This window comes from Streptomyces sp. NPDC004051 (genome assembly GCF_053604275.1).
In genome coordinates this window covers 158,482-184,212 of record NZ_JBSGHG010000010.1, presented here as the reverse complement: position 1 = coordinate 184,212, position 25,731 = coordinate 158,482, and the positions used below count along the sequence as shown (strand labels likewise).

Sequence of the window (25,731 nt, the reverse complement as noted above, 5' to 3'; positions counted from 1 at the left end):
ACCCCCCGATGGCTTTCTCGTTACCCCACCGCCGGCCGCCTGCCGCCCGCCGGCATCCCGACTGAGCTCCGGCTCTCCCCCACGGCCCTCCTGGGCCCACGCTCCCTGAAGGCGTGTTCGGCGTGCCCGGCACTTTTCCCGCCGGTCGCTCCCTCACTCATGCCGACTCTTTGTGCCCACTCGCTCCCCTCATACGTGTGCGGTCGTCTTCCAGGACACGCCTGTCCCGGCCCGCACGCACCGAAGATCCACGAGGTTCGCACATGCACAACAGCAGCAAAGCCGTCCCGACCACCGCCCCGAAGCCCGAGGCGGATCCCGGACAGCCCTCCTCCCCCACAGGTGAACAGCACCTCTCCCGGCAGTTGTCCAACCGGCACATCCAGCTGATCGCGATCGGCGGCGCCATCGGCACCGGCCTGTTCATGGGATCGGGCAAGACGATCTCACTGGCCGGCCCCTCGGTGATCTTCGTTTACATGATCATCGGCGCGATGCTGTTCTTCGTGATGCGGGCGATGGGAGAGCTGCTGCTCTCCAACCTGCGCTACAAGTCCTTCGCCGACTTCGCCTCGGACCTCCTCGGACCGTGGGCCGGCTTCTTCACGGGATGGACCTACTGGTTCTGCTGGATCGTCACCGGTGTCGCCGACGTCATCGCGATCGCCGGGTACGTGTCGTACTGGTGGGAAGGGCTCGCGCTGTGGATTCCGGCGCTCGCGGCGGTCGTCCTGCTGATCGTCCTGAACCTGCCCACGGTGAAGGCGTTCGGTGAGACCGAGTTCTGGTTCGCACTGATCAAGATCATCGCCATCGTGACGCTGATCGTCGTCGGATTCGGCATGGTGCTGGGCGGCTTCCAGGCGCCCGGGGGCACCACCGCGAGCTTCTCCAACCTCTGGAACGACGGCGGCTTCTTCCCCACCGGTCCCATGGGGTTCGTCGCGGGATTCCAGATCGCGACCTTCGCCTTCGTCGGCATCGAACTGGTCGGCACCACCGCTGCGGAGACCAAGAACCCGGAGCGGAACCTGCCCAAGGCGATCAACTCGATCCCGGTGCGCGTGATGCTGTTCTACGTGGTCGCCCTGATCGCGATCATCTCCGTCACTCCCTGGCGCCAGATCAGCCCGGACCGCAGCCCCTTCGTCGTGATGTTCACACTGGCCGGCCTCGGCATCGCCGCCTCCGTGATCAACTTCGTGGTACTGACCTCCGCCGCCTCGTCCGCGAACTCGGGCATCTACTCCACCTCACGGATGGTCTACGGCCTGGCTCACGAAGGCGACGCACCGGCACGGTTCGGCAGGCTCACCTCCCGGAAGGTACCGGTCAACGCCCTGCTCCTGTCCGGTCTCTTCCTGCTCCCCGGCGTCGTCATGGTCACCATGGGCGACTCGATCATCGAGGCCTTCACGCTGGTGACCACCATCTCGGCCCTGCTGTTCATGTTCGTCTGGTCGATCATCCTGATCTGCTACCTCGTGTACCGCAGGCGCCGTCCCCACCTGCACGAGGCGTCGACGTTCAAGATGCCCGGCGGCGTCGTCATGTGCTACGTCGTACTCGCCTTCTTCGCGTTCCTCGTCTGGGCGCTGACCCAGAAGGAGGACACCCTGCAGGCGCTGCTGGTGACCCCGGTGTGGTTCGTCGTCCTCGGCATCGCGTGGACGGTGCTCCGTCACCGCCGCCGTCAGGCCCGGCAGACGGCGGCAGTGACGGGCTCCCCGGAACAGCCCCTGCACTGAGGTGACGCCGCGGCCCTCCCGGAACCGAGGTTCCGGGAGGGCCGCGGCGTGCCTGGAGGCAGCGGTGCCCGTGTCGTCCGGCGCCTCTCACGGGATGCCGGGGAGCGGAATCCGTCGCTAAATGGATGAGCGGCTCGGTGTCGGCCGACCGATGAACGCGGGTGCGGAAAAGACTGGGAGACGGCATGCAGAAGCGCAGTCTGCGGGACCTTCAGGTATCGGCCATCGGCCTGGGGTGCATGGGTATGTCCGCCTTCTACGGATCCACCGACCGGGAGGAGGCGATCGCGACCGTCCGGCGCGCCCTGGACCTCGGGGTGAACTTTCTCGACACCGCGCAGATGTACGGGCCGCTCACCAACGAGTCACTGATCGGCGAGGCGATCCGGGGGCATCGCGACGAGTACGTGATCGCGACGAAGTTCAACTACCGGATGGACAACGCCGTACCCGGGGACATCAGCACGGTCGGCCCCCAGGACGGCTCGGCCGAGCACGTCCGGAGCTCGGTCCACGGTTCCCTGCAGCGGCTGGGTACCGACCACATCGACCTGTACTACCAGCACCGGGTCGACCCGAACGTACCCATCGAGGAGACCGCCGGCGCGCTGGGCGAACTGGTCGCCGAGGGCAAGGTGCGGTACATCGGCCTGAGCGAGGCGAGTGCGGAGACCCTCCGGCGCGCCCACGCCGTGCACCCGGTCACCGCGGTGCAGACCGAGTACTCGCTGTGGTCACGGGACGTGGAGGCCGAGGTGCTGCCCGCCTGCCGGGAGCTGGGCATCGGCTTCGTGCCGTATTCGCCGCTCGGCCGCGGTTTCCTCGCCGGGCGGTTCACCTCGCCGGACGAGCTGGACGCGGACGACTGGCGCCGGGAGAACCCGCGCTTCCAGGACGCCAACCTGGAGGCGAACCTGCGGCTGGCGGCGAAGGTGAAGGAGATCGCCGCCGAGAAGGACGTGACCCCGGCCCAGTTGGCCATCGCCTGGGTGCTGGCCCGGGGCGAGCACCTGGTGCCGATCCCGGGCACCAAGCGCCGCGCCTACCTGGAGCAGAACGCCGCCGCGGTCGGGATTGCGCTGACCGAGGACGACCTGGCCCGCATCGACGCGGAGCTGCCCGAGGCGGCGGGTGAGCGGTACGACGAGGCGGGGATGCGAACCGTCGATCGCTAGCCGGGGCGCGGCAGCGGCTGCCGGGTCCTGCGTCCGGCGGCGGCGTGGCTCCTTCGCATGCGCGCGGATCCGGCCGACCTCCGGCTCCCCTGCGACCGGCAGCACCGCACCGTACACCTGCACACCACAATGCCCCAAAAGGTGCGAAACGCCCGGCGAGTTCACGGAGGCGGACCCATGCAGGACAACGCCGAGTACGACGAGGACCCCGTCGAGGAGCACGGCCCGGACGACGGCGGACCCGGCACCGAGGACGAGGCGGCCACGGTTCGCGAAGAGACCGACGCGTCTCCCGATGTCTTCCTCGACGTTCCTGTGCTGAAGGTCGACCAGATCGACCTGGACGTGGAGGACCTGCGGGCGCATGTCTCGCTGCAGGCCGAGGTGCTGGACCTGTTGAAGTTGAACGTGGGCGCCGACGTCACGCTCGGCCGGGTGCACCTGGGTATCTCGGGTGTGGAGGCGCAGGCCCAGCTCAAGGTGCGTCTCGACAACGTCGTGACGATCGTCGACCGGGTGCTGACCACGCTCGATCGCAACCCGGAGATCGTCCAGGAGCTGGTACACGGGGTCGGTTCCGCCGTGCAGGACGTCGGTGGCGGCGCTGGCCGAGCCGTGGGTGAGCTGGGCACGGGCGCGGGAAAGGCCGTCGAGGACGTCGGCCGGGGCGCCGGATCCGCCGTGCGGGACGTGGGGCGCGGCGCCGGCGGTGCGGTCGACGACGTGGGGCGCGGCGCCGGGCGGGCGGTGGAGGACGTCGGCGCCGAGGCGAGCCGGGCCGTCGGCGATGTCGGTGAGGGCGCCGGCGACGCTGCCGGTGATGTGGCCGAGGCGGTGGGCGGCACCGCGGGCCGGGACCGGACTGCCCGGAGCAAGAGCGGCGCCCGCCCGCGCCGGGCCCGCGGCGAGGACGGGAAGGAAGCACCTCGGCCCGCCCGTCGCACCACTCAGAGGCGGGACGAGCCACCCTGAACGGCTGACACCCCCGAGCCGCAGGACGCCGGCCGGCCCACCACCGCCGGAGGCCGGGACCCGGAACCGGACATCTCATTCCGGGCGACAGTCCGGTCCGAGCACCTCTGCTTCACGGACAGCCCACGGACAGCCGTCGGTTTCCCCGGCACGGGTGAACGTGAATCAACGTCCCACAGCGACCGGATCAACCTCCCCGGCAGAGTCGTCCCCGGCCGGAGGTACGACGACGTCACCCTCGCCTACCACCTCGCAACCCGGCTCATCCGCCGACCGGACCGCCCGGACCTCGGGCAGGACGATCTGGACGGCCTGGACGACCGGAACACCCGCTGAAGGGACCGTCTCGAACGGGCAGCAGCCGAGAAGTACATCAGCGACCCGTCGGCACGGGGCCGGACGGTGCTTCCCGGGTACGTCGGGCCCGGCCGTGTCGCAGGAGGCCTTCCGGGTACGACGGGGCGGCCTGCCCGGGATCGGTGCGCTGCCTCCGCCGCCTCCGCCGGGCCGGCCTGGTCCTGGGCGTCCTGCTGCCCGAAGATCCCGGCCACGATCTTCAGGGACGCGCCGCTGAACACCCGGGAGAGCGGGTGCGGACCGCTGGTCGGCGTGGTCGCCGGCCCGAGTGGTGGCAATCCCACCGGGCCGCGGCAGGAAAAGGTGTTCGACATGGTGCGCAGGCGGTCCGGGTCGGCCCGGCACGGGGGGTGGGTTCGAGTGCCTCGCCGTCTTCGAGCGGCTCGACAGCGTGGGGTGGGGGGCGGAGCATGGTGGGTGGGGGCACATGGGGCACCTGTGACCGGATTTGCGTCTCTGCGGGAGTGAGCAGGGGGCATGGAGAACGGACATCGGGGTGGTCACGGCGCGGTCGGCCGGCGGGCGCCGCGGGAGACCGTCCCGGTCCCGGCCGCCTCCGTTGCCGGTCCGGCGGTCTCCGGGCGGGGCGGGGTCGGGGCGCGCATCGGTGTCCTGGGCGGCTTCGGCCTGTGGGTGGGCGAGGAACCGGTGGCCGTTCCCGGCGCGTCGGAGCGGGTGCTGGCGTTCGTCGCCCTGCGCTGCCGGGCCGCCGTGCCCCGGCCCCTGATCGCGGGAACCCTGTGGCCGGAGGCCCCCGAGGACCACGCGTACGCCAACCTCCGCTCCGCCCTCGCGCGCCTGCACCACGCCGGCCGGCGGGCCCTGGAGATCGGCCCGGCCGAGGTGTGCCTGGCCCGCGGCACCACCGTCGATCTGCACCATGCCCGCAGGACCGCCCACCGCGTCCTCTACCCCGCCGAGGCCGCCCGGCTCCCCGATTGCGTCCCGGACGCGGTCGACGCCCTCTCCGCCGACCTGCTGCCCGGCTGGTACGACGACTGGGTGCTGCTGGAGGCGGAGGGCTGGCGACAGCTGCGACTGCACGCCCTGGAGACGCTGGCCGGGCGGCTGATCACGGCGCGGCGGTACGCCGAGGCCGTCACCGCGGCGCAGACGGCCGTGCACGCCGACCCGTTGCGCGAGAGCGGACAGGTGTGCCTGGTCCGGGCCCACCTGGCGGAGGGCAACCCTTCCGAGGCCCTGCACGCTTTCACCCGTTACACCCGGCGCCTGCACGAGGAACTGGGGCTGGAACCGACCGAGCGGCTGCACCGGCTGGTCGCGGACCTCGCCCCGTCACGCCGCGGTGGCGGCCGTCTTGGACGGTGAGGGGCATGACAGCGGCGAGCACCGACATGATGATCATCCGGGGCCTGCCCGAGGAGGGCTCCGCCCGGCCGCTGCGGGGCCACACGACCGTCACGCGGCGGTGACGCACCGGCCGGAACACTGGTGTTCCACCGGGCCGGCGGAGCCGGTTCGGGACTCCTCGGGGGCCTTCTCACGGAGTGCCGTCCGGTGAGGAGTCTCCCGTGCAGCCGTGTCCCGAGGAGGAGAGTCATGGCTATTCCACTGTCAGCAGAACGGTTCCTCGGTGCTCTGCGCGCCGAAGGGCTCACCGTCGTCGAGCACCGTTCGTGGCGCACCCACAACCGCAACCACAAGGGTCCCTGGGGACCCGTGCACGGTGTGATGGTCCATCACACGGTCACCTCCGGAACCATGGGCAGCGTCCAACTGTGCTACGACGGCCGCTCCGACCTGCCCGGCCCGCTGTGCCACGGCGTCATCGCCAAGGACGGCACCGTGCACCTGGTGGGCAACGGTCGGGCCAACCACGCGGGGCTCGGTGACGACGACGTCCTGCGCGCGGTGATCGACGAGGTGGCCCTGCCGCCCGACAACGAGACGAACACCGACGGCAACCGGCACTTCTACGGCTTCGAGGCGATCAACCTCGGCAACGGCGTCGACCCCTGGCCCGAGGCGCAGCTGGAGGCGATCGAGAAGGCGGCCGCCGCCGTCTGCCGGGCTCACGGCTGGACCGAGTGCAGCGTGATCGGCCACCGGGAGTGGCAGCCCGGCAAGATCGACCCCTTGGGCTTCACCATGGCTTCGATGCGCCTGCGGATCAAGGACCGGCTGAGCGCCGCCCTGGCAGGAACCTCTGTTTCTCTGTAGGGGTTTGGGCTGCTCCGACGGGGCGCCCCGGGTCGCGTCGCCTGGAGCTGGTCGGTCGCGCGGCAGCGGGCGGCTCGGTCGGGTCTCGTGCAGGTGCACCACCAGGTCCGTCGATCTCAGCAGGTCGACCCGGTCGCCGGGCGGAGGGAAGTCCGTGCCGATCTCCCGTTGGGGCCGGGGCGCGTCCGGCCAGGTGCGTGCGGCGGGGGGCGCGGTGCGCGGGTCGAGGTACCGGTTCCGGTGTCCCACCCGCTCCAGGGTGTGCTCGACCGAGCCGGGAGCGGCGGGCTCCGCCTCGAACCACCTGCCGTCCCCGTCGGCGGCCTCTGCGAGCCCTGCTCGGGGGCGCGCACGGTGCCCCGGCCGAAGGAGGGCCCCACCACCAGGCAGCCGTCGCCCAGTCGCCGCCGGAGCACCGCTTCCTGGGTGAGGGGCAGGACGGGGGGAACTGCTGGTGTACAGGTGGCTGTTGTGCCCGCCGAGCACCGGCCGGTGGCCGGTTCGGCGGTGCCACCGCAGGGTGTTCTCCGCCATGACGGTGTCTCGGCAAGCCATGGCCGCCGGCACGGCCCGGGGGTCCGTGAAGCCGAAGGCGTACCTGCGCGCCCCCTGGTCGACGGCGGTGGCGTGCCGGACCGCCCAGGGGGGGTTCTGTTCATGGTTCGTCCTGGCAGGCTCGCGGGCACGGAGCAGTGCCGGGGCGCGGCCGGTGCGCTCGGCCCGCGCACGCCGTTCCCCCCAAGGGCTCGGTCATGGCGGCGCGGAACCACTCGCCGGCAGGGCAGGGGAGCGCAGCCCCCGGTACAGCTCGGTGACGACGGGCAGCGGGTCGGGGCGGGCGCGCCGGGCACGGCCGACGACCCGGTCGTACGGCTCCGGGCCGGCGTAGGCGTTGTCGCAGCCGGCGAACCTGACCGGATCTCGGGGTGGGCGACGTCGTACGCGCGCATCCGGCGGATCATGGCCGGGTACTCCTGGCTGTGCGGCAGCAGGTGGGCGTTCTGGAACTCCTCGGACATGATCCGGGCGGGGTCTCCGCGACCGGTGAGCAGGCGGTGGTCGAGGCGCGCACCGGTGCTCCAGCCGGCCTCCGGGGCGAAGGAGCGGAAGCCCTTTCGCTCGACCGGGTACCGGAGTGAACGATGCCGGAAGGTGCCGAAGTCGCGGGAGCCGTGGGCGGCTTCGCCGACACCGACCATCACGGTGTCGTCGGCCGCCTTCCCCAAGGGGCGCAGGCCCTCGAGGGGCACCGAGGGTTCGGTGGTGTGCAGAGGGGGGCGGACTGCCGTCCAAAGGGCCGGCAGCGGGTCGGCGGCGGCCGTGGAAAGCCCTTCCGACGTGCCGGGTCCCCCACCGCCAGGGGGCCGCGGCCGCTTTGGGGGCGGCGGCCGGCCACACGAGCGGCGCGGCGCCATGCCGCTTGTCACCCGGCCGGAGCGGGCCGGCAGTGGCTCAAGGCTCTCTATGTCTTCGAGGGCCTCGCCGGCACGCACAGCCATGCGAGGCCTGCGGCGGTCAGATAGGCGAGCGCGCCGATGGCCATGCTGGTGCGCAGCCCGGTGCCGTAGTCGGTGGCTGTGGCCAGCAGGCTGCCGCCGAGCGCCACGCCGGTGGCGCTGCCGACCTGGCGGGTGGTGTTGAACAGGGCGGAGGCGGCCCCCGAGTACGCCGGGGGTGCCGCGCTCATCACGGTGGCGGTCGATCCGGTGAGGGCGAAGGAGGTGCCGAACCCCGCGGCCATCATCGGGACCACCAGCAGCGGGTAGGCGGGGTCGGCTCCCGCCGAGGCCCAGCCGGCCAGTCCCAGGGCGGCCAGGAGCATGCCGGAGAAGACCAGCGGACGATCGCCGGTGCGGCGGGTCAGCCGCCCGGACAGGACGGAGGCGAACATGGTCATGGCCACCGCCGGGAAAAGCGCCAGCCCGGTCTCCAGGGCGCTGAAGCCCCGCTGGTGCTGGAATTCCAGACTGGCGGTGAACACCATGCCGTAGAAGCCGAAGTTGAACAGAAGGCCGATGGCGGCTCCGCCGCTCATCGTACGAGAGCGCAGCAGGCTCAGCGGAAGGGCGGGAGACCGGGCCAGCCGCTCGCGCACCACGAATGCCACGGCGGCCAGCGCGGCCAGGCCCACCCCGGCGAGAACGGCCGGATCGGACCAGCCCCGCCGTCCGGCCTCGTTGAGTGCCGCGATCAGCAGCGCCACCGCCGCCACGACCGCGCACTGTGCCGGCCAGTCCAGGGACCGAGCGGGGCGCCGGGGCGAGCGTGCCACATGCCGCAGCGTCAGCATCAGACAGGCCGCGCCGACGGGCAGGTTGATGAGGAACACCCAGCGCCAGCCCCCCGTGGAGACGAGGAGCCCGCCCAGCAGCGGCCCGGCGGAGGCCGCGATGCCCGCCATCGAGCCCCACAGCCCGAAGGCCCGCGAGCGGGCGGCCGGCGCCGGGTAGGCCTGCTGGAGCAGGGCCAGGGAACCGGGCACGATCAGCGCCGCGCCGAGCCCCTCCACCAGCCGGGCCGCGACCAGGAAGGGGGCGTTCGGCGCGGCCGCGCACGCGGCCGAGGACACGGTGAAGACCGCCACGCCCGAGCAGAAGATCCGGCGGTTGCCCAGCCGGTCGCCCAGCGCGCCACCGGTCAGCAGGAACCCGGCGAAGACCAGGGTGTACCCATCGGTGATCCACTGGATGCCGGTGAGCGAGGCCGACAGTTCCCGGCCGATCACCGGCACGGCGACGTTGATGACCGTCACGTCCAGGATCACCATGAAATACCCGGCGCACACGGCCAGCAGCGGCGCCCAGGGCCGTCGTGCGGATCCCGGGGCCGGTTCGGGAGAGGGAATGGGCTCACCGCCACCGGCCGACTCCGCGAACGCCACGGCCCCTGCTCCATCCCGTATGCGGGCGGTCCACCCGAAAATCCACCGTAACGGGCATATTACTGATGTCGGGTAGTCCGTGCTGTTCGCATGCTCACGGCCTTGCCGCCGTCGGCGCCTGCTGCACAGTGGCTGTGAGGCATGTGCCGATGGGCCGGTGGAGTGAGCGGTTCCGCGGACGGGCCCCGCGGCGGGCATGGATCACACGCATCCCCACCGGGGCACCCGGCGCGAACACTGGTGTGCAGGTGACCGAGAGCGAGAAAGGGGCGGAGCATGCCTGGACCACGACCGACGGTGGCCGAACCGGCCGGGTGCGCCGACGATCCGCTCACCGCCGCGGATGCCACCAGGGCCGTCGAGGCGGTCCTCGGAGCCGTTCTCGACGCGCGACTGCGCCGGGCCGGTGACGTGGACGCGGTGTTCGCCCGTGACGTGGCCGGTCCTGTCACCGCGTTCGTCCGCCGTGGCGGGAAGCGGCTGCGCACCGCGTTCGCGTGGTGCGGCTGGCGGGCCGCGGGCGGCACGGGCGACGCCACGGCGCTCCTGCGGACGGGGGCCGCGCTCGAACTGCTGCAGGCGTGCGCTCTCATTCACGACGATGTGATGGACGGGTCGCCGCTGCGCCGGGGCGGGCCGGCGATGCACGTGGGCCTGGTCCGCATGCACCGCACGGCGCGGATGACCGGATCGCCGGAGTCCTTCGCGACGTCCGCCGCGGTGCTCGCCGGTGATCTGGCGCTGGCGTGGGCCGACGATCTGCTGACGGAGGCGGCGCTCGGCTCGCCGCACGGACCGCGGCTGTACCGCGAGTGGCAGGCGATGCGCGGTGAGATGGTCGCCGGTCAGTACCGCGACATCCACGCGCAGGCGACCGGATCGTCCGGCGTCGACGACGCGATGACCATCGCCACCCTCAAGAGCGCTCTGTACACGGTCGAGCGGCCCCTGGCGCTGGGGGCTTCGCTGGCCGCCGCCGACGAGTGGACCGTCGCGTCGCTGCGCTCCGCCGGACGGTGCGCGGGGCTGGCCTTCCAGCTGCGCGACGATCTCCTCGGCGCCTTCGGCGACCCCGAGCTGACCGGCAAACCGACCGGTGACGATCTGCGTTCGCGCAAGCTCACCTATCTCCTCGCCGTGGCCCTCAGGCTTGCCGACGCCGCCGGGGACGAGGAGGCCGCGGCCGTGCTCGCCCCCGGCGCCGCGGTGCGGTCCGAGGACACCGTGGAGCGGATGCGCAGGGCGCTGGAGCGGACCGGGGCCCGGGCCGTGGTGGAGTCGAAGATCGAGGACCTGGCGGCCACCAGTCTGCGGCACTTCGCGAGGACCGGTGCGGGACCCGCGGTGCGGGAGGAGTTCGCCTCGTTGGTCGAACGGGCGTCGGGCACCGTCCCGGGCCGCGGGAAGGAGAACGGGTGAGGACGGTAACCGGACGGACCGACCATGTCGTCGTGGTGGGCGCGGGCCTCTCCGGCCTCGCCTGCGCCCTCCACCTGCTGGGCGCGGGCAGACGGGTCACCGTCGTCGAACGGGACGCCGTCCCCGGCGGCCGGGCCGGCCGGGTGCGACTCGGCGCATACCGGCTGGACACCGGCCCCACGGTGCTGACCATGCCCCAGCTGGTCGAGGAAGCCTTCGCGGCCGTCGGCGACAGCCTCCACCGCCGCGTCGAACTGGTGGCCCTGCACCCCGCCTACCGGGCGTGCTTCGCGGACGGGACCTCTCTCGACGTGCACACCGACGGTGCGGCGATGGAGGCGGAGGTGCGGCGCTTCGCCGGACCGGCGGAGGCGGCGGGCTATCGCAGGCTGCGGACCTGGCTGGAACGGCTGTACCGGGTGCAGATGCGCCGTTTCATCGACGCCAACTTCGACTCTCCTTTCCAGCTCCTGCATCCGGACCTGGCCCGTCTGGCGGCACTCGGCGGCTTCGGACGGCTGGACTCCGGGGTCGGCCGCTTCCTCTCCGATTCCCGTCTGCGCCGTGTCTTCTCCTTCCAGGCCCTGTACGCCGGAGTCGCCCCCGCCCGGGCCCTCGCGGCCTACGCGGTGATCTCCTACATGGACACCGTGGCCGGCGTCTGGTTCCCCAAGGGCGGCATGTACGCGCTGCCCCGTGCCATGGCCGAGGCGACGGCCGGCGCCGGCGCCGATCTCCGGTGGTCGGCCGAAGCGAGCGCCCTGGAGCAGTCGGCGGGCCGGGTCACGGCGGTACGTCTGACGTCGGGTGAGCGCATCGCCTGCGATGCGGTGGTGCTGAGCTGCGAACTGTCCGCCGCTCACCGGCTCCTGGGGCGCGCACCCCGGCGCCCGGTACGGCTGCGTCACTCACCGTCCGCGGTGGTCCTGCACGCCGGGACCGACCGCACCTGGCCCGGTCTCGCCCATCACACGCTCTCCTTCGGCACGGCCTGGGAACGCACGTTCGACGAGATCATCCGCGCGGGGACGCTGATGAGCGACCCGTCCCTGCTGATCAGCCGTCCGACCGCGCACGATGCCAGCCTGGCGCCGCCGGGCCGGCACCTCCACTACGTCCTGGCCCCCTGCCCGAACACCACCGTCGGGCCTTCCGCCGCCGCCTGGCGGGACCTGGGCCCGCGCTACCGCGACAGCCTGGTCGCCGAGCTGGAGCGCCGGGGCCTGGAGGGGTTCGCGGACAGCGTCGACGAGGAGATGCTGGTGACCCCTCTGGACTGGACCGCACGGGGTCATGCGGCGGGCAGCCCGTTCTCGGTCTCCCACACGTTCGCCCAGACCGGCCCCTTCCGTCCGCGCAACCTCGTACGAGGGCTGGACAACGTCGTACTCGCCGGTTGCGGGACCACCCCCGGCGTCGGCGTCCCGACGGTGCTGCTCAGTGGCAAGCTCGCCGCCGCTCGCGTCACCGGTGGCACCGCGGGTGTCGGTCGCCGCGCCTTTCGGCACCGGCCGGCTTCGGCCGGGGCCGCTGTCCCGTCCGTGCCGTCCGTGCCGTCCGTGCCGTCCGTGCCGTCTGCGGAAGGCGCCGATGACCCGTCGTGAACTGGACGCCGCCGGGATCACCGATCCCGCGCTCCGCGCGGCCTACGCCCGGTGCCGGCGGCTCAACGCCCGCCACGGCAGAACCTACTTCCTGGCCACCCGGCTGTTGCCGCTGGAACGCCGCTCGGCCGTGCACGCGCTGTACGGGTTCGCCCGCTGGGCGGACGACATCGTGGACGACCTGGACCGGAGCCGTACCCCCGATGAGCGCGACCGGTTACTGAAGCGCCTGGAGAGCGACCTCGCGCACGGGCTGCGCACCGGCGGCGGGAGCGAGCCCGTGGTGCGGGCCCTGGCCGACACCGCCGGCCGGTTCCGCATCGAGCCCGTGCTGTTCGCCGACTTCCTGGCCTCGATGCGCGCCGACCTGACCGTCACCGACTATCCGAGCTACGCCGACCTGCGGGCCTACATGCACGGCTCGGCCGCGGTGATCGGGCTGCAGATGCTCCCGGTGCTGGGCACGGTCGTACCCCGCGAGGAGGCGGCGCCGCACGCGGCGGCCCTCGGGGTGGCGTTCCAGCTCACCAACTTCCTGCGGGACGTGGGCGAGGACCTGGACCGGGGACGTGTCTACCTGCCGGCGGACCTGCTCGCCGCTCACGGTGTGGACAGGCCGCTGCTGGAGTGGAGCCGGCGCACGGGGCGGCGTGACCCGAGGATCCGGGCGGCGCTCGTCGCCGCCGAGGCGATGACCCGGGAGGTGTACCGGTCGGCGGAACCGGGCATCGCCATGCTCGACCCGCGGGTGCGCCCCTGCATCCGCACCGCCTTCACGTTGTACGGCGGCATTCTCGACGCGATCGCAAACCACGACTACAGCGTGCTGCACCACCGTGCGGCGGTGTCCCGGGCTCGGCGGGCGGCCACCGCCGCGGCAGGTGCCGTCCAGGTGGTCGGCGCCCGGTGGCGCGGTCGCGCACCGCATCCGCCCCGGGCGGCGGGCGGCACGTCACACGAGCGGAAGGGGCAGGACAGTGGGTGACCGAGCGGGCGAGCGCTGGACATCGCCGTTGCGGCGGCGCCGCGGCCCGGGCTGGGCGGCGCAGACTCCGACGTGGCGGCAGGCCCGTCCGGCCGTGATCGCCGAAGCGCTCGAGCGGGCGTCCGCACGGCCCTCCGGCAACTGGTTCGTGGTCGGCGCCTCACGGGACGTGCGCGTCGGTGGGCGCCCGTGCGGCCGGACGGTGGGGGGCGTCGAGGTCGTGCTGTGGCGCTCGGAGACGGGGGCACTGCACGCGGGTCCGGGCGCCTGCCCGCACCTCGGGGCTCCGCTGCGGGAGAGCCGGGTGGTCTGCGGCGCCCTGGTGTGCCACTGGCACGGACTGGCCCTGGACGGTGGCCCGTTCGCCGGCTGGAGCCCCTACCCCGCGCACGACGACGGGGTGTTGGTCTGGGTACGTCTGGACGCGGTGGGCGGTGAGGCGCCTTCGGACCGTCCCGTGGTGCCGGTGCGTCCCGCCGCGGGCAACGCGGTGGACTCGGTCTTCACGGCGGTCGGGCGGTGTGAGGCGCAGGACGTCGTCGCCAACCGGCTCGACCCGTGGCACGGCTCGTGGTTCCATCCGTACTCGTTCGCCGACCTGACAGTGGTGCGGGAGCCGCAGGGGGACGAGGACGACGCCTTCGTCCTCGACGTCTCCTTCCGGGTGGCGGGGCGCCTGGTGGTGCCCGTGCGGGCCGAGTTCACCGCGCCCGGTCCGCGTACGGTCGTCATGCGCATCACCGACGGCGAGGGGGCGACGTCCGTGGTGGAGACCCACGCCACGCCGCTCACCGGCGAGGCCGACCGACAGCCGCGGACCGCCGTGGTCGAGGCGGTCGTCGCCACCTCGGGGCGGCGCGGCTTCGGGCCGGTCCGGAGGGCCGCCCCGGTGCTGCGCCCGCTGATGCGTCGTACGGCCGGGCGCCTGTGGCGCGATGACATGGCGTACGCCGAGCGGCGCTGGGCGCTGCGCAGCACCGGCCGGTTCCCGGGGTGAGCCCGTCGGTCACGGGCGCGTGCGACGCCCCGCGAGTGCGCCGAGGGCCCGCAGCGCGGGGGAACGGCCCGCCCGGGGGACCGTCCACAGCACCTGACCACGAACACCGCGGGCGGCGAGCAGCGCGCCTGCCGCCAGGAAGCCGGTGGTGGCGGCACGTTCCATGAGCGCGACCGGGAGGTCGCAGCGGATCGCGTCGCCGGCCAGCGTCACCCGGGGGTGGGGGGTCCGCACGGTGGGGCGCCGGTGGTGGGAGCCGACGGGGAAGAGCGGGCAGTCCGAGCGCCACTCGTGCCGGGCGTCGACGATGCGCGCCTCGCGGGTCTCCGGGTACACCTCGTGGAGACGGTCCACGAGCCTGCTCCGCACCTTCTCCGGTGCGGCGCCGGCGGCGAGGGCGTAGGCGTGCAGTTCCACCACCGAACCCCGGTTCCGGGCGGCCCAGCGCGCCGCCTCGTCCTCGTAGCGTTCCAGGACGCTGATGTTGTCCAGGCCGCCGTATCCGCTGGTGCCGAGGAAGCCGGGGCGGTCGGCGCGGACCGGCCGGTCGAGCCAGAGCCGGGAGACGAGGAACGGCGGTGCCGTACGGAGGGCGGCGATGTCGTCGCGCCAGGAGGCGGTGCCCAGGCCGGGTGAGGCTGCGACGAGCCGGCGCAGCGCGCCGGGGTCGACGGCGAGCACCGCTGCCTCGTGGGGGTGTGCGGCGGTGTCGGTCCGCACCGTCACTCCCCCGGTGTCGTGGGGTTGGACGCCGTGCACGGGTGTGCCGGTGCGAAGGGTGGCCCCGAGACGCTGGAGGTAGTCGCCCAGCGGCTCCCAGAGTGCCTGCGGGAAGGGGGCGTTCGGCACGTCGAAGAGCAGTCCCTCCGCCGAGCCGAGGAAGTAGATGTGGAACATCAGCAGCAGTTCCGCGGCGGACAGTTCGCGCGGGTCGGCGAAGAAACTGCGGGAGAACACCTCGAACGCGAGGTGGTGCGCGGCCTCGGGGAAGCGGACGCTTTTCAGGAACGTGGTCGCGCTGACGCCGTCGAAACGTCCGTAGACCTCGGGCACCCGGACGTCGAGGAGGGGCAGCGCCGCCCGGGCGTCCATGGTGGCGAGGTCCCGCCAGCCGAAGGAGGGGCTCAGGGCGACGAATCCGAGTGCGCTGAGCGGCGGGGTTCTCGGGACCCTGGCGAAACTGTCGCTCAGGCCGTCGCTGTGCCGCAGGGGGTAGTCGGGCAGCGGGGTGAGCCGCGCGAGATCGGGGTCGGTCCGCCGGAGCAGGCCTCGCAGGTTGTAGTACTGGCGGAAGAAGGCGTGGAAGCCTCGGCTCATGGTCGCCGCGGAGCCGTCGGCCAGGCGGGTCCGGTGTCCGGCGAGCCGGCCGCCGAGTGCTTCCTCCTGTTCGTAGAGAGTGACCCGGGCACCGCGCTCGGCCAGCAGAACAGCTGCGGCGAGACCGGCGATCCCGCCCCCGACCACGGCGACCGACGGCGCGTCCGCCCGCTCGAACCGGTCCCGGCCGGGTGCGGGCATCAGCACTTCGGCCTTGCGGTCGCGGCCCCGCCGGGCGCCCCCGTGCGAGCGGGCGCTCACCGGGCCCGCTCCCCTGCCGTGGTGGAGCCGTTGCGCCCGAGGAAGGTGTGCACGATGCCGGTCTGCCACCCGGCGACGGGCGCGGCGCACACGCCCGTGAAGCCGGTCCGCGCCAGCCGGTCGGCGAAGGCGGGTGCGGTGTCGAAGGCGAGGACGCTGCGCCACAGGTGGCGGTACAGGGCGTGGTCGCCGGTGAGCCTGCCCGCCGGGACGATCACGCCTCGGCACACGGCCGTCCACAGGGCGCGGTGCACCGGTGAGCCGCTGAGGCTGTACTCGTGGACGGCGAGGCGCCCGCCCGGTCTCAGCAGACTCCGGACCGCGGCGAGGACCTGGTTCGGTTGGGTGACGTTGCGGAACAGGTAGGCGGCGAACACCGCGTCGAGCGGGCCTTCCCCGGCCTTCGCCATGTCTTCGGCGGTCAGGTGCAGGAAGCGCACGCGAGCGGGCCAGGGTTTGACCCGTGCGCGCCGCAGCATGCCCGAAGAGGCGTCGACGGCCGTGATCCGGGCCCGGGGTGCGGCCCGCAGCAGGGCCCGGGTGGAGGCGCCGGTGCCGCAGCCGAGGTCGAGGACGTGCAGCCCCGCTCCGCCGTCCGGCAGCCGGAGCCGCCGGGCCGAGCGGAGCAGATCGGCGCGGTAGCCGGGGTTGAGAGCCGTGAGGCGGTCGTAGGTGTGCGACGCGTGGTCGAAGGCGCGTGCCAGGTCGTGGTCGCGCAGCAGTGTCATCGAGGGCTCTCCTCGGATCGTGGGGCGGGGCGGGCACGACGCGGCAGGAAGGGCAGCTCGAGGGCGGTTCGGAGCATCGGGCCGACCGGGGTCCGCAGTCCGATGCCCCACTCCTCCAGGGGTGAGGCGGCGCCGTCGAGGAAGCGCAGCAGCCGTTCCGGGGGCGTACGGCGGAACAGGGTGGTGAAGAAGTCGGGGCCGTCGATCCGTCCGGTGTCCAGGGCCCGCAGCAGGACCGCGTCCATGGCCAGCGCACGGCGTCCGTGAGGTGCGGGCACTGCTGCCGTGCGCCCGTCACGCAGGGCCGCGGCGATGGCCCTGCTCTGCCGCTGCACCGCGGCGAAGGTGTAGCCCGTGGCGGGGCGGGTGGCGCCGCCCGCCGCCCCGATGCGGAAGACGGCGGGTCCCAGGCGCCGGGGGAAACGCGCGTCGGTCATGGGGATCGCTCCCTGCTCCGCCGCCTCCACCGTGAACGCGCCGAGCTTCAGGATCTCTCGGCCGTAGTGGCCGAGCGCCGCCTCGTACTCCTCGGTGGACAGCGGCACCCGGGAGAACTCGGTGTACTCGACGAGCGCCCGGTCCGGTGCCAGCGGGAGGACGTAGCCGAAGGCGAGGCCGTGGCGCGGTTGCGGCACCCGGAAGTCCATCAGGTCGGCGACCTCGGGGTCGAACCGGTCGTCGTCGGTGCGCACGAACCAACCGCGGAAGTGCTGCAGCAGGTGCGTCCGGGCCGGTGGCAGGGCGTGCAAGGGGCGGGAGTCGAACACGTGGCGGGCGCGCAGCGTCAGAGTCCGTCCGTCGGGTGCCGTGCACCGGACTTCCGCGCCGTCGGACACGTCGCGCACCGTGTCCGCCGTCGCGCGCAGCATGTGCGCCCCGGGAGAGCGGGTGAGTCGGGAGTGCATCCAACGCTCGAACGGTGCGGAGCGCAGCATGCGGTAGCGCAGGGGGGCCGGGTCGACGGTGACCTCGCTGCCGTCGGCGCCGCGGACGCGCAGCCGGGACCAGGAGGCGGTGATCACCTCGTCGAAGTCGCCGGGGCCCTGGTCCCAGTAGCACCAGGTCCGTTCGGGCGGACGCGTCGGTCCGTCCGGCGGTTCGACGACGGTCACGGTGGTGGCGCCGGTCTCCGTCAGCCGGTACGCGAGGCTGAGGCCGGCCGCGCCGCCGCCGACGATGAGCACGTCGGACGTGTCGGCGACAAGTGCGGGAGGCCGGCTCACCGGGCGCGCCGTTCGGCGCTCGCGCCACCGGGAACACCGGCGGCCGCGGGCGCCGGGGTTCCCCGGACCGAGCCGGTCGCGCGGTGGTCACCGCACACGTGCCTGCCCGGTCCGGAGCGGGGCGTGCGACCGAGCGCCCGGGGCGACGGCGGCACTTTCGGAGCGGTGGCCTCGGCAGGCGGCGTCTCCAGTCTCAGGACTCCGGCGGGCGGGCGGAGGGTCACGGCGAGGCGGGCACCGGCGGGCGGGCGGAGGGTCACGACGGTGTCCGGTGCCCCGCGCTGACGGTCGCTCACGGTTCTCCTCCAAGGCGTTGTGCGTCCAGCGGATCACGTCGTACCGGCGGATGCCAGACGCCACCACGGGTGAGTGCGCCGACGACGGCGGGCCGTCACTCCGACACCACCGGTTCCCGGGAGTGCGCGGGGGTCGGCCGTGCTCGTCGGACATGTGGACAGCGGCACCGGAGATCTCGGTGGGTTCGCCGCGCTGTACGGCGTACGAGCCGTCGACCGGGCCGAGGTGCGACGTGCCGGCGCGGAGCCGGTCGTCACCTTCGTCGCCCGCGTGCGTCCTGTCCCCCACCGCGCCGTTCGGCTGTCGGGCAGGGGGCGTCCGTCAGGGCGTACCGCCGACTTCGACGATCATCTCGACGACGGCGTCGAGGCCGTCTTCGAGGAAGACCTGGCGCTGCTTGTCCGCACCCGTGCCCTGTTGCAGGAGACGGTGGACGAGCGAGGTCACCTCGCGGGTGTCACCGGACGCGTCCAGCGCAGGACCCACATGGTCCAGCAGCCCGTACACCACATCGCCCGCGCGCCGAGGCCGGCCGGCCTGGTCGAGCAGGTCCCCGCTCAGCCCATGACGTGCCGCCTGCCACATCGCCACCCGCATCATCTCCGGAGCGGGTTCCGCCGGCGGACGGCCCGACTGTGCCTCGTTCAGCGCGGTGTCGACCAGCGCCCGGGTCAGGCCGGCGAGCATGACCGCGTCGTCCGTGCGCAACTGCACGTCCATACAGCGGATCTCGACTGTGGGGTAGTTCTCGGAGAGCCGGATCTGCCAGTACAGCTGACCGGCGTCGCTGATCACCCCGGTCGACACCAGCCGACGCACTCGTGCCTCGTAGTCCGCCGCGCCGGCGAAGCGCGGCGGGACGCCGCTGACCGGCCACCGGCCGAAGACGACGGTGCGCCAGCTGGCGAAGCCGGTGTCCCGCCCCTCCCACAGCGGCGAGTTCGCCGCCATGGCGGTCAGGGACGGCAGCCACACCCTGATCCGGTTCAACACCTCCGTCCCCGCCTGTCGGTCGGGGACGCCCACATGCACGTGCATGCCGCTGACCATCTGCTCCGCCACCAGTTGCGGAGCCTGCCGCTGCATCGTTTTGTAACGGGTCTGGTCGGTGATCGGAACGGGTGTGTCCTCACGGAACGGCGGCGTGCCGCTGGCCATGATCCGGTAGCCGCTCTTCTCCGCCGCACCGGCCACGGCGTGCCGCAGCCGCAGGAGGTGGCCGCCGGCCTCCTCCAGCGTGGTGCACACGGGCGTGGCCACCTCGATCTGCGCCTGCGAGATCTCCGGCTGGATCTCTTCCCCGGCGACGAAGGGCTGCAGGCCCGCAACGGCCCTGACCCTTTCCGCGTGCGGGGCCAGCCGACCGGTGATCGGGTCGACCAGCAGGTACTCCTCTTCAATGCCGACGGTTGCCATCGCCGATCCTTCCGCTCCCGCGACCAACCGCTTCGGCAGGGGAGGCACATGCTGCAGCCCTGTCCACCGCGCCCGAGGGCACCCCGATCGACCGAAGGATGCCCACACCGGGTGCCATGAAAACCGCGCGCCAAACACGACTGTGCCGCCCTGCCGCCTGGGGTGGCTCGCCCCGGGCGGCGTCGCCTCCACCAGGTGACAGGTCGCCGCTTCGGGCCCGGGGCATAGTTGAAGCTGAGGGACGAAAACCGGTGGACGTGACGGGAGAGCACGTGTGACCACATCACGGATCGATTACCGGGCGCTGTTCGCTGTGTCGCCCAGCCCTTACCTGGTCCTGGATCCCGATCTGGTGGTCGTCGATGTCAACCAGGCGTATCTCCGGGTCACGGGCCGGACCCGCGAGGAGATGATCGGCCGGCGCCTCTTCGAGGTCCACCCCGACAATCCGGCGGATCCGGACGCCGACGGAGTGCGCAATCTGAACGCTTCCTTGCAGCGGGTTCTGCGGTCGAGGGAACCCGACACGATGGCGGTGCAGAAGTACGACGTCCCGGTGTCCGGACAGCCCGGGGTGTTCCGGGAGAAGTGGTGGTCCCCCGTCAACACCCCCCTCCTCGGACCCGACGGGCAGGTGGAATGGCTCCTCCACCGGGTGGAGGACATGACCGAGTTCGTACTGACCCGCCCCCTCCACTCCAGACCGGAGGATCCGGAGAGCGAGCACAAGGCGCTGGAGTCCGAACTGTACGTACGGGCACAGGAACTCCAGCACCTCAACGAGGAACTCCGCAACGCGCACGCCCGGGAACGCCACATCGCCCTCACTCTGCAGGAGGCCATGCTGCACTCCCCGGACCTGGCCGCTCACCGGGAGATCGCCGTGCGCTACCTGCCCGCCGCCCGCTCGCTCAACGTCTGCGGCGACTGGTACGACGTGGTGGATCTGTCCGAGGACACGTACACCGTGGCGGTCGGCGACGTGGTGGGCCACGGCCTGGAGGCCGCCGCCGTCATGGGCATGCTCCGCAGCGCACTGTCCGCGGCCGTACGCGCCATCCACGAACCAGGCGTGGCCATGGACGTCCTGAGCCGGTACGCCGGCACCTTCGAGGGCGCCCTGGCGACCACCGCGGTCAAAGCCGTCATCGACACCCGTCGTCAGCGCATCACCTACACCAGCGCCGGCCACCCCCCGCCCGTCCTCTCCCGTACGGACGGCACGGTCGTCCTGCTCGACCGGGCCACCGAGCCACCGCTGGGCGTCCCGATCGGCCGGCACCCTCGCGCCCAGGCCATGGTCGCCTACACCCCGGGCGACACCCTCGTGCTCTACACCGACGGGCTCACCGAACGTCGCGGCGAGGACATCGACGCCGGGCTGCAGCGCCTCGCCGACGTCCTCGTCCGCCACGCCCGTCTGAGCCCCGACCGCCTGGCCGACGTCCTGCTCACCCGCCTCGGCGTGGCCGACGGCGGACGCGACGACGTCGCCCTGATCGTCATCCGCCTGTAGCCCGATCGCGAACTCTCGCCCCATTCGCCCCGTTTCACCCCATTGTTCTCATTGCTCTACGTTGGATGTGAGGCAGCTCGTCGATTCCCGTACTGATCGAGGTGACGGTCATGTCAGTCAGCACACAGCACAGCAGCGCCGCTGCCACACCGGGCGAGCAGGAGAAGGCGACAGGGCAGGGCCGCAGGGGCGCCGGCGTCCCCGCGGAGAACCGCGGCAGCACCACCATCGCGGACACCGTCGTGGCGAAGATCGCGAGCATGGCGGCCCGGGAGGTTCCCGAGGTCCACAACCTCGGCGCGGGTGTGGCCCGGGCGTTCGGAGCGATGCGCGAACGCGTGCCCGGCGGGAGCAGCAGCGTCACCCAAGGAGTGAAGGTGGAGGTGGGTGAGCGCCAGACCGCCGTGGACCTGGATCTCGTCGTCCATTACGGCGCGGCCATCGCGGACACCGCCGCAGACGTGCGCACCAACGTCATCACCGCGATCGAGCGCATGACCGGTCTGGAGGTCGTGGAAGTCAACATCGCCGTCGACGACGTACGGCTGCCGGACGAGGAGGAGGAGTCCGAGCAAAGCGGCAGGCGCGTTGCGTGACGCGGTGCGCGGAAGGGGGACGCGGACGCCGCGGCTCCGCTCGTTCACGCGCCGGGGCCGGGGCAGATCGAGCACGCGGTCACGACCGCGGCCACCACCGTGACCACCGCCGCCACCGGCACCATCAGCACGCGCATCCGATCGAGCCAGGACGCCGTGCGGCACCACCGACACGAGGAATCGATTTTGCTCGGCACCGGGGTTCGTGTGTCGTGCGCGGCACGGTCGGGGACCGCCAGGAGGAGTTGCCTGCACCACGGGCAGTCGGTGTCGGGGCCGTCCGGCCAGGGAGCGGCCGGGAGCGGCGGGAAGGGTTCCGGGCGTCTGTGCTGGTCGCCTCTCATATCACTCCGTCGTCGTCGCGGATTCCGCTGAGTCGGGGATCGGGAAGACCCGGTGCAGGCGGTGACGCCGTACGGCTCGCCTAACGGTCATGCCCTGGGGAGAGGTTTCGGGCGGTGTCCGCCGCACGCGCGTTCTGCCGGGCGGTCGGCGCGAGGCCGTGGCGGCGCGCTCCCCGCCGTCCGGCACCGTCCGGAGCGCGCGGTTCCGGCTGATGGGGTACTCAGGTGTGGGACGGCCCGGGGGAACGGCGGCCGTCGTGGACGCACATCGGACACCTGTCCGGACGGCGAGGGAGAGGTCATGAGCGCGCCCGATGAGGCTCTGCAGCCGGGCTTCCCCCACGCGGTCCTGCACGCCCTGGGCACCGGCGTCTTCACCGTCGACACCTCGGGGCGCATCACGTTCGTCAACCCGTGGACCGAGCGGCTGCTGGGCCGGCCTGCGGCCCGGATGATCGGCCAGGACGCTCACGACCTGCTGCACCGCCGTCCCGACGGTGGCCCGGTGCCGCGCGACCAGTGCGCGATCATGGCCCTTCTGCGTGGTGACCGGTCGGCCGAGGAGGGCAGCGACGAGTACTTCCTGCGGGAAGACGGCACGACCGTGCCGATCATCTGGGCGACCACTCCCCTGCTGCTGGCGGGCCGCCGAGCGGGGCTGGTGGTCGTCTTCAACGACTTCAGCCTGCATCGCGACGCGGAGGAGCAGGCGGCGGCGCACACCGCGGCCCTGGAGGCCCTGACCACCCGGCTGAACCTGGTGGCGGACGTCTCGTCGGTGCTGATGTCCGGCACGTCGGCTTCCACTCGGATCGCCCGGTTGCTGCGGTTGCTGGTTCCCGCGCTCGGTGACTGGGCCGCGGTGGATCTGCGCTCCGAACGGGACAGGGCCACCGGGGCGCTGGAGCGGGTCGCCGTGCGCAGTGAGGCCCATCCTCGGCGGGCGCGGCGGCTTGAGGGCCCCCTGCCGTCGCTGCCGTCCGGATCCCGTCCGGGAAGGGCACGTGCCACGGACGGTGACGACACCGTGCTGCTGAGTGCCGCCGAGGTGCTCGGCGACCCCGACGCCCCGCTCGCCGCCACCCATCGACCGCTGTTCGACCGGCTCGGGGGCCACTCGGCCCTCGTGGTACCGCTGCGTGCCCGGCGGCGCCACTACGGCATGCTGACCGTGGCCCGCGCCGGGGGCTCCCCCGGCCTCACGGACAGCGAGAGCCTGCTGCTCACCGACATCGGCCGGCGCCTGGCCCTGGTGCTGGACAACGCCCGCCTCTACCACGAGCAGCGGAACGTCGCCGAGACCATGCAGCGCCAACTGCTCGCCCCCCTGCCCCAGATCGACCACCTGCGCATGGCCGCCCGCTATCTGCCGGCGCAGCGCGCCATGGAGGTCGGCGGCGACTGGTACGACGCGTTCCTGCTCTCCGACGGCGTCGTGGCGCTGGTGATCGGGGACGTGGTCGGCCACGACCTCGAGGCGGCCTCCCACATGGCCGAGGTCCGCAACATGCTGCGCGCCCTGGCCTGGAACCGCCGGGAGCCGCCCAGCGTGATCGTGCAGGACCTGGACGAGGCGGTGACGAACACCAGTGACGCGCCCATGGCCACGCTCGTCTTCGCCCGGGTCGAAGGACCGGAGGGCGGGCCCTGGCAGCTGCACTGGGCCAATGCCGGGCATCCACCTCCGCTGCTGGTCACCGACGAGGGGGACACGCGTTTCCTGACCAGCCACGGACCGCTGATCGGCATGAGCGCCGCCCTGCACCTGGGGCTGGAGTGGCCGGACACGTATGCGGAGCTTCCCCCCAGTTCCACCCTGCTGCTCTACACCGACGGCCTCGTGGAGAGCAGGGGCCGCCCGATCGATCTCGGCATGGCCAAGCTCCGCCACCACGCCTCCGTGTCGACCGGGCGCACCGTGGACGACTTCTGCGACGAGCTGCTGGCCCGCATCGGCCCGAGCGGCGACGACGTCGCCCTGCTCGCCCTGCGGCTGCCTCCGGCCGGTGCGGGCGCGCCCGGCGACAGCCGGCCGCCACCGCCGCCGCAGTCCCCGTACAGTCCCGCCGCCCCGAACCGGGCCGCCCCCGGCTCCGCCCAGTTGGACACCCCGGTGAAGGATCCCACGCGCGGCGCCCGGGAGCAGTTCCCGGACGACTTCCCCATGGAATAAGGAAGGGAACCGAAATGGCCGAGCAGTTCGACGTCGGAGACCATGTGCGGTGGAACTCGGAAGCCGGGCACGTGGAAGGCGTCATCGTCAAGAAGCACACGCATGACGTGGAGTACAAGGGGCACACGCGCCGCTGCTCGAAGGACGATCCGCAATACGAGATCAGGAGCGACAGGACCGGCCACATCGCCATGCACAAGGGGGGAGCGTTGACGAAGCGGTAGGAAACGGTGTTCGGGCCTTCGAGGCGCGCTCCGGGCGGCAGAACGACCGGAGAACGGTGCGATCCGGGTGGGATCTCGAGATGACGAACCGCATCCACACCATCGGGCACTCGACACGCGAATTCGACGAAGTGCTGCAGATGCTGCGGGACAACGGCGTCACCTGTCTGGTCGATGTCCGCTCGTACCCGTCCTCGAGGAAGTATCCGCAGTGGAACCAGGCGGCGATCGTCGATGCCCTGCCGTCCGATGTCGCCTACCGCTGGATCGCCGGGCTCGGCGGCCGGCGGTACACGCCCAAGGGCGTACCGAGCGAGAACGGTGCATGGCGAGTGAAAGCATTCCGTGATTACGCCGACCACATGGCCGGTGACGAATTCGCGGAAGGTCTGGACGAACTCCTCGAACTGGCTGAGCGCGAACGGCCGGCCATCATGTGCAGCGAGGCGGTGCCGTGGCGGTGCCACCGCAGGCTGGTCTCCGACGCGCTGCTCGTCGCCGGCGCGGAGGTGGTGCACATCCTGTCGGGCACGACGTCGAGGCCGGCCGTCCTGAACGAGCACGCCCGGGTCCGCGACGGGCACCTGATCTATCCACCGACCGATTGAGGCCGCCATGGGCTTGGTCGACGACGTCCGGGAGGCGGTCCTCGCCATTCCGGCCGGCTCCGTCGCCTCCTACGGGGACATCGGCAGGAGGATCGGGGCCGGCCCGCGGCAGGTGGGGCGCGCCATGAGCCTGCTCGACGAGAGTGTGCCGTGGTGGCGCGTCGTCCACGCGGACGGGACGCCCGCCTCCTGCCATGGCGGGACGGCGCCGGAACTGCTCGGCGACGAGGCCACTCCGATGCGTGGCAGGCGCGTGGACATGCCGCGGGCACGGTACCGCTGGACCGCGTGACGCCTTCCGGTGTGTGTCCGGCAGGTCCGGGCCGCCGGCCCGCGGTGCGTCCCGTCCGGCCGCTGTCGGTTGTCAGCATGCCCATGGTGGCGCAGGGGCGGCGAGGGCGGCGAGGGCGGCGAGGGCGGCGAGCAGACGGTCCGCCGGGAGCGCCGGTACCGTCCGGCCGTTGAAACCGGTGGTCGTCGTCGCGGCGAGCAGTGAGTCGAGCACCGCCTCCTCGACCCCGTCGAGGACCGCTTCGAACAACGGTCCCGGTTCGGCGTCCGCCACGGGGGTGCCGGTGCCGGGTCGCGTACCGAACGCCACGGCGTAGTCGCCGCTGCCATGGTTGTGGGCCGCGCCCGTACGGGCCGGGGCGAACACCGCACGCCGTGCGACACGGGTGAGCTGCCGGGCGTCGTCCGGGGCGCCGGT

At 72.6% G+C, this 25,731-nt stretch carries 19 protein-coding genes and 4 pseudogenes; 15 read left to right on the top strand and 8 right to left on the bottom strand.

Annotated features, from left to right (window positions below):
- Positions 1–263 precede the first annotated feature (263 nt).
- The 5 genes and pseudogenes from cycA to ACWEQO_RS14185 form a co-directional block, all read left to right on the top strand.
- Entirely contained in the window at positions 264–1,748 is a 1,485-nt protein-coding gene (cycA, locus tag ACWEQO_RS14205) for a D-serine/D-alanine/glycine transporter (protein ID WP_452982641.1), read from the top strand.
- Positions 1,749–1,933: 185 nt separating this feature from the next.
- Positions 1,934–2,923, top strand: coding sequence for an aldo/keto reductase (locus ACWEQO_RS14200; protein WP_452982638.1), 990 nt, complete (start codon positions 1,934–1,936; stop codon positions 2,921–2,923).
- Between the two features lie 177 nt (positions 2,924–3,100).
- Complete coding sequence (locus tag ACWEQO_RS14195; protein WP_452982635.1) at positions 3,101–3,895, top strand: hypothetical protein; 795 nt, start codon at positions 3,101–3,103, stop codon at positions 3,893–3,895.
- 834 nt (positions 3,896–4,729) lie between these two features.
- Positions 4,730–5,581, top strand: coding sequence for an AfsR/SARP family transcriptional regulator (locus tag ACWEQO_RS14190; RefSeq protein WP_452982632.1), 852 nt, complete (start codon positions 4,730–4,732; stop codon positions 5,579–5,581).
- Between the two features lie 231 nt (positions 5,582–5,812).
- Positions 5,813–6,421: pseudogene (locus ACWEQO_RS14185) on the top strand (peptidoglycan recognition protein family protein); the annotation flags it as partial.
- Between the two features lie 105 nt (positions 6,422–6,526).
- On the opposite strand, the pseudogene ACWEQO_RS14180 reads toward ACWEQO_RS14185, so the two are convergent.
- From ACWEQO_RS14180 to ACWEQO_RS14170, 3 genes and pseudogenes are all read right to left on the bottom strand, one after another.
- A pseudogene (locus ACWEQO_RS14180) lies at positions 6,527–7,126 on the bottom strand (erythromycin esterase family protein); the annotation flags it as partial.
- Between the two features lie 239 nt (positions 7,127–7,365).
- Positions 7,366–7,632, bottom strand: a pseudogene (locus tag ACWEQO_RS14175) (erythromycin esterase family protein); the annotation flags it as partial.
- 263 nt (positions 7,633–7,895) lie between these two features.
- Entirely contained in the window at positions 7,896–9,314 is a 1,419-nt protein-coding gene (locus ACWEQO_RS14170) for an MFS transporter (RefSeq protein ID WP_452982629.1), read from the bottom strand.
- A 276-nt stretch (positions 9,315–9,590) separates the two neighbouring features.
- On the opposite strand from ACWEQO_RS14170, the gene ACWEQO_RS14165 reads away from it, so the two are divergent.
- Genes ACWEQO_RS14165 through ACWEQO_RS14150 form a run of 4 tightly spaced genes read left to right on the top strand, consistent with a single transcriptional unit; the run spans position 9,591 to position 14,319 of the window.
- A complete protein-coding gene (locus ACWEQO_RS14165) occupies positions 9,591–10,733 on the top strand; it encodes a polyprenyl synthetase family protein (RefSeq protein ID WP_361461311.1) in 1,143 nt (380 codons plus the stop codon).
- Positions 10,730–12,337, top strand: coding sequence for a phytoene desaturase (locus ACWEQO_RS14160; RefSeq protein ID WP_452982625.1), 1,608 nt, complete (start codon positions 10,730–10,732; stop codon positions 12,335–12,337). The genes ACWEQO_RS14165 and ACWEQO_RS14160 overlap by 4 nt, the downstream gene beginning before the upstream one ends.
- Positions 12,324–13,322: a phytoene/squalene synthase family protein gene (locus ACWEQO_RS14155; RefSeq protein ID WP_452982622.1), complete on the top strand. Its 999-nt coding sequence runs from the start codon at positions 12,324–12,326 to the stop codon at positions 13,320–13,322. The genes ACWEQO_RS14160 and ACWEQO_RS14155 overlap by 14 nt, the downstream gene beginning before the upstream one ends.
- Positions 13,315–14,319: a DUF5914 domain-containing protein gene (locus ACWEQO_RS14150; RefSeq protein ID WP_452982619.1), complete on the top strand. Its 1,005-nt coding sequence runs from the start codon at positions 13,315–13,317 to the stop codon at positions 14,317–14,319. The genes ACWEQO_RS14155 and ACWEQO_RS14150 overlap by 8 nt, the downstream gene beginning before the upstream one ends.
- A 9-nt stretch (positions 14,320–14,328) precedes the next feature.
- On the opposite strand, the gene ACWEQO_RS14145 is transcribed toward ACWEQO_RS14150, so the two are convergent.
- The 4 genes from ACWEQO_RS14145 to ACWEQO_RS14130 all read right to left on the bottom strand — a co-directional run bounded on the left by ACWEQO_RS14145 (position 14,329) and on the right by ACWEQO_RS14130 (position 19,561).
- A complete protein-coding gene (locus ACWEQO_RS14145; RefSeq protein ID WP_361461322.1) occupies positions 14,329–15,837 on the bottom strand; it encodes an FAD-dependent oxidoreductase in 1,509 nt (502 codons plus the stop codon).
- A gap of 56 nt (positions 15,838–15,893) precedes the next feature.
- Positions 15,894–16,625, bottom strand: coding sequence for a methyltransferase domain-containing protein (locus ACWEQO_RS14140; protein WP_452982616.1), 732 nt, complete (start codon positions 16,623–16,625; stop codon positions 15,894–15,896).
- A complete protein-coding gene (locus ACWEQO_RS14135; protein WP_452982613.1) occupies positions 16,622–17,848 on the bottom strand; it encodes an FAD-dependent oxidoreductase in 1,227 nt (408 codons plus the stop codon). Before ACWEQO_RS14135 ends, ACWEQO_RS14140 begins: the two co-directional genes overlap by 4 nt.
- Before the next feature lie 618 nt (positions 17,849–18,466).
- Positions 18,467–19,561 carry a carboxylate-amine ligase gene (locus tag ACWEQO_RS14130; protein WP_361461296.1) on the bottom strand — a complete coding sequence of 365 codons (1,095 nt, stop codon included), beginning with the start codon at positions 19,559–19,561 and terminating at the stop codon, positions 18,467–18,469.
- A 274-nt stretch (positions 19,562–19,835) separates the two neighbouring features.
- On the opposite strand from ACWEQO_RS14130, the gene ACWEQO_RS14125 reads away from it, so the two are divergent.
- From ACWEQO_RS14125 to ACWEQO_RS14100, 6 genes are all read left to right on the top strand, one after another.
- Positions 19,836–21,077, top strand: a complete 1,242-nt coding sequence (locus ACWEQO_RS14125) for a PP2C family protein-serine/threonine phosphatase (RefSeq protein WP_452982609.1) — start codon at positions 19,836–19,838, stop codon at positions 21,075–21,077.
- A 110-nt stretch (positions 21,078–21,187) separates the two neighbouring features.
- Complete coding sequence (locus ACWEQO_RS14120) at positions 21,188–21,673, top strand: Asp23/Gls24 family envelope stress response protein (RefSeq protein WP_361461291.1); 486 nt, start codon at positions 21,188–21,190, stop codon at positions 21,671–21,673.
- A 645-nt stretch (positions 21,674–22,318) separates the two neighbouring features.
- Complete coding sequence (locus tag ACWEQO_RS14115; protein WP_452982606.1) at positions 22,319–24,190, top strand: SpoIIE family protein phosphatase; 1,872 nt, start codon at positions 22,319–22,321, stop codon at positions 24,188–24,190.
- 14 nt (positions 24,191–24,204) lie between these two features.
- Positions 24,205–24,414: a hypervirulence associated TUDOR domain-containing protein gene (locus tag ACWEQO_RS14110; protein ID WP_361461286.1), complete on the top strand. Its 210-nt coding sequence runs from the start codon at positions 24,205–24,207 to the stop codon at positions 24,412–24,414.
- A gap of 80 nt (positions 24,415–24,494) precedes the next feature.
- Entirely contained in the window at positions 24,495–25,022 is a 528-nt protein-coding gene (locus ACWEQO_RS14105) for a DUF488 domain-containing protein (protein ID WP_452982603.1), read from the top strand.
- Positions 25,023–25,029: 7 nt separating this feature from the next.
- Positions 25,030–25,314: an MGMT family protein gene (locus ACWEQO_RS14100; RefSeq protein ID WP_452982600.1), complete on the top strand. Its 285-nt coding sequence runs from the start codon at positions 25,030–25,032 to the stop codon at positions 25,312–25,314.
- Between the two features lie 72 nt (positions 25,315–25,386).
- On the opposite strand, the pseudogene ACWEQO_RS14095 reads toward ACWEQO_RS14100, so the two are convergent.
- Positions 25,387–25,731 (bottom strand): annotated as a pseudogene (locus tag ACWEQO_RS14095) (P1 family peptidase); the annotation flags it as partial.

Coding starts and splice junctions, on each gene's coding strand:
- cycA (WP_452982641.1), top strand. CDS start 264: ATGCACAACAGCAGCAAAGCCGTCCCGACCACCGCCCCGAAGCCCGAG.
- ACWEQO_RS14200 (WP_452982638.1), top strand. CDS start 1,934: ATGCAGAAGCGCAGTCTGCGGGACCTTCAGGTATCGGCCATCGGCCTG.
- ACWEQO_RS14195 (WP_452982635.1), top strand. CDS start 3,101: ATGCAGGACAACGCCGAGTACGACGAGGACCCCGTCGAGGAGCACGGC.
- ACWEQO_RS14190 (WP_452982632.1), top strand. CDS start 4,730: ATGGAGAACGGACATCGGGGTGGTCACGGCGCGGTCGGCCGGCGGGCG.
- ACWEQO_RS14165 (WP_361461311.1), top strand. CDS start 9,591: ATGCCTGGACCACGACCGACGGTGGCCGAACCGGCCGGGTGCGCCGAC.
- ACWEQO_RS14155 (WP_452982622.1), top strand. CDS start 12,324: ATGACCCGTCGTGAACTGGACGCCGCCGGGATCACCGATCCCGCGCTC.
- ACWEQO_RS14145 (WP_361461322.1), bottom strand. CDS start 15,837: ATGCCCGCACCCGGCCGGGACCGGTTCGAGCGGGCGGACGCGCCGTCG.
- ACWEQO_RS14140 (WP_452982616.1), bottom strand. CDS start 16,625: ATGACACTGCTGCGCGACCACGACCTGGCACGCGCCTTCGACCACGCG.
- ACWEQO_RS14130 (WP_361461296.1), bottom strand. CDS start 19,561: ATGGCAACCGTCGGCATTGAAGAGGAGTACCTGCTGGTCGACCCGATC.
- ACWEQO_RS14120 (WP_361461291.1), top strand. CDS start 21,188: ATGTCAGTCAGCACACAGCACAGCAGCGCCGCTGCCACACCGGGCGAG.
- ACWEQO_RS14115 (WP_452982606.1), top strand. CDS start 22,319: ATGAGCGCGCCCGATGAGGCTCTGCAGCCGGGCTTCCCCCACGCGGTC.
- ACWEQO_RS14110 (WP_361461286.1), top strand. CDS start 24,205: ATGGCCGAGCAGTTCGACGTCGGAGACCATGTGCGGTGGAACTCGGAA.
- ACWEQO_RS14105 (WP_452982603.1), top strand. CDS start 24,495: ATGACGAACCGCATCCACACCATCGGGCACTCGACACGCGAATTCGAC.
- ACWEQO_RS14100 (WP_452982600.1), top strand. CDS start 25,030: ATGGGCTTGGTCGACGACGTCCGGGAGGCGGTCCTCGCCATTCCGGCC.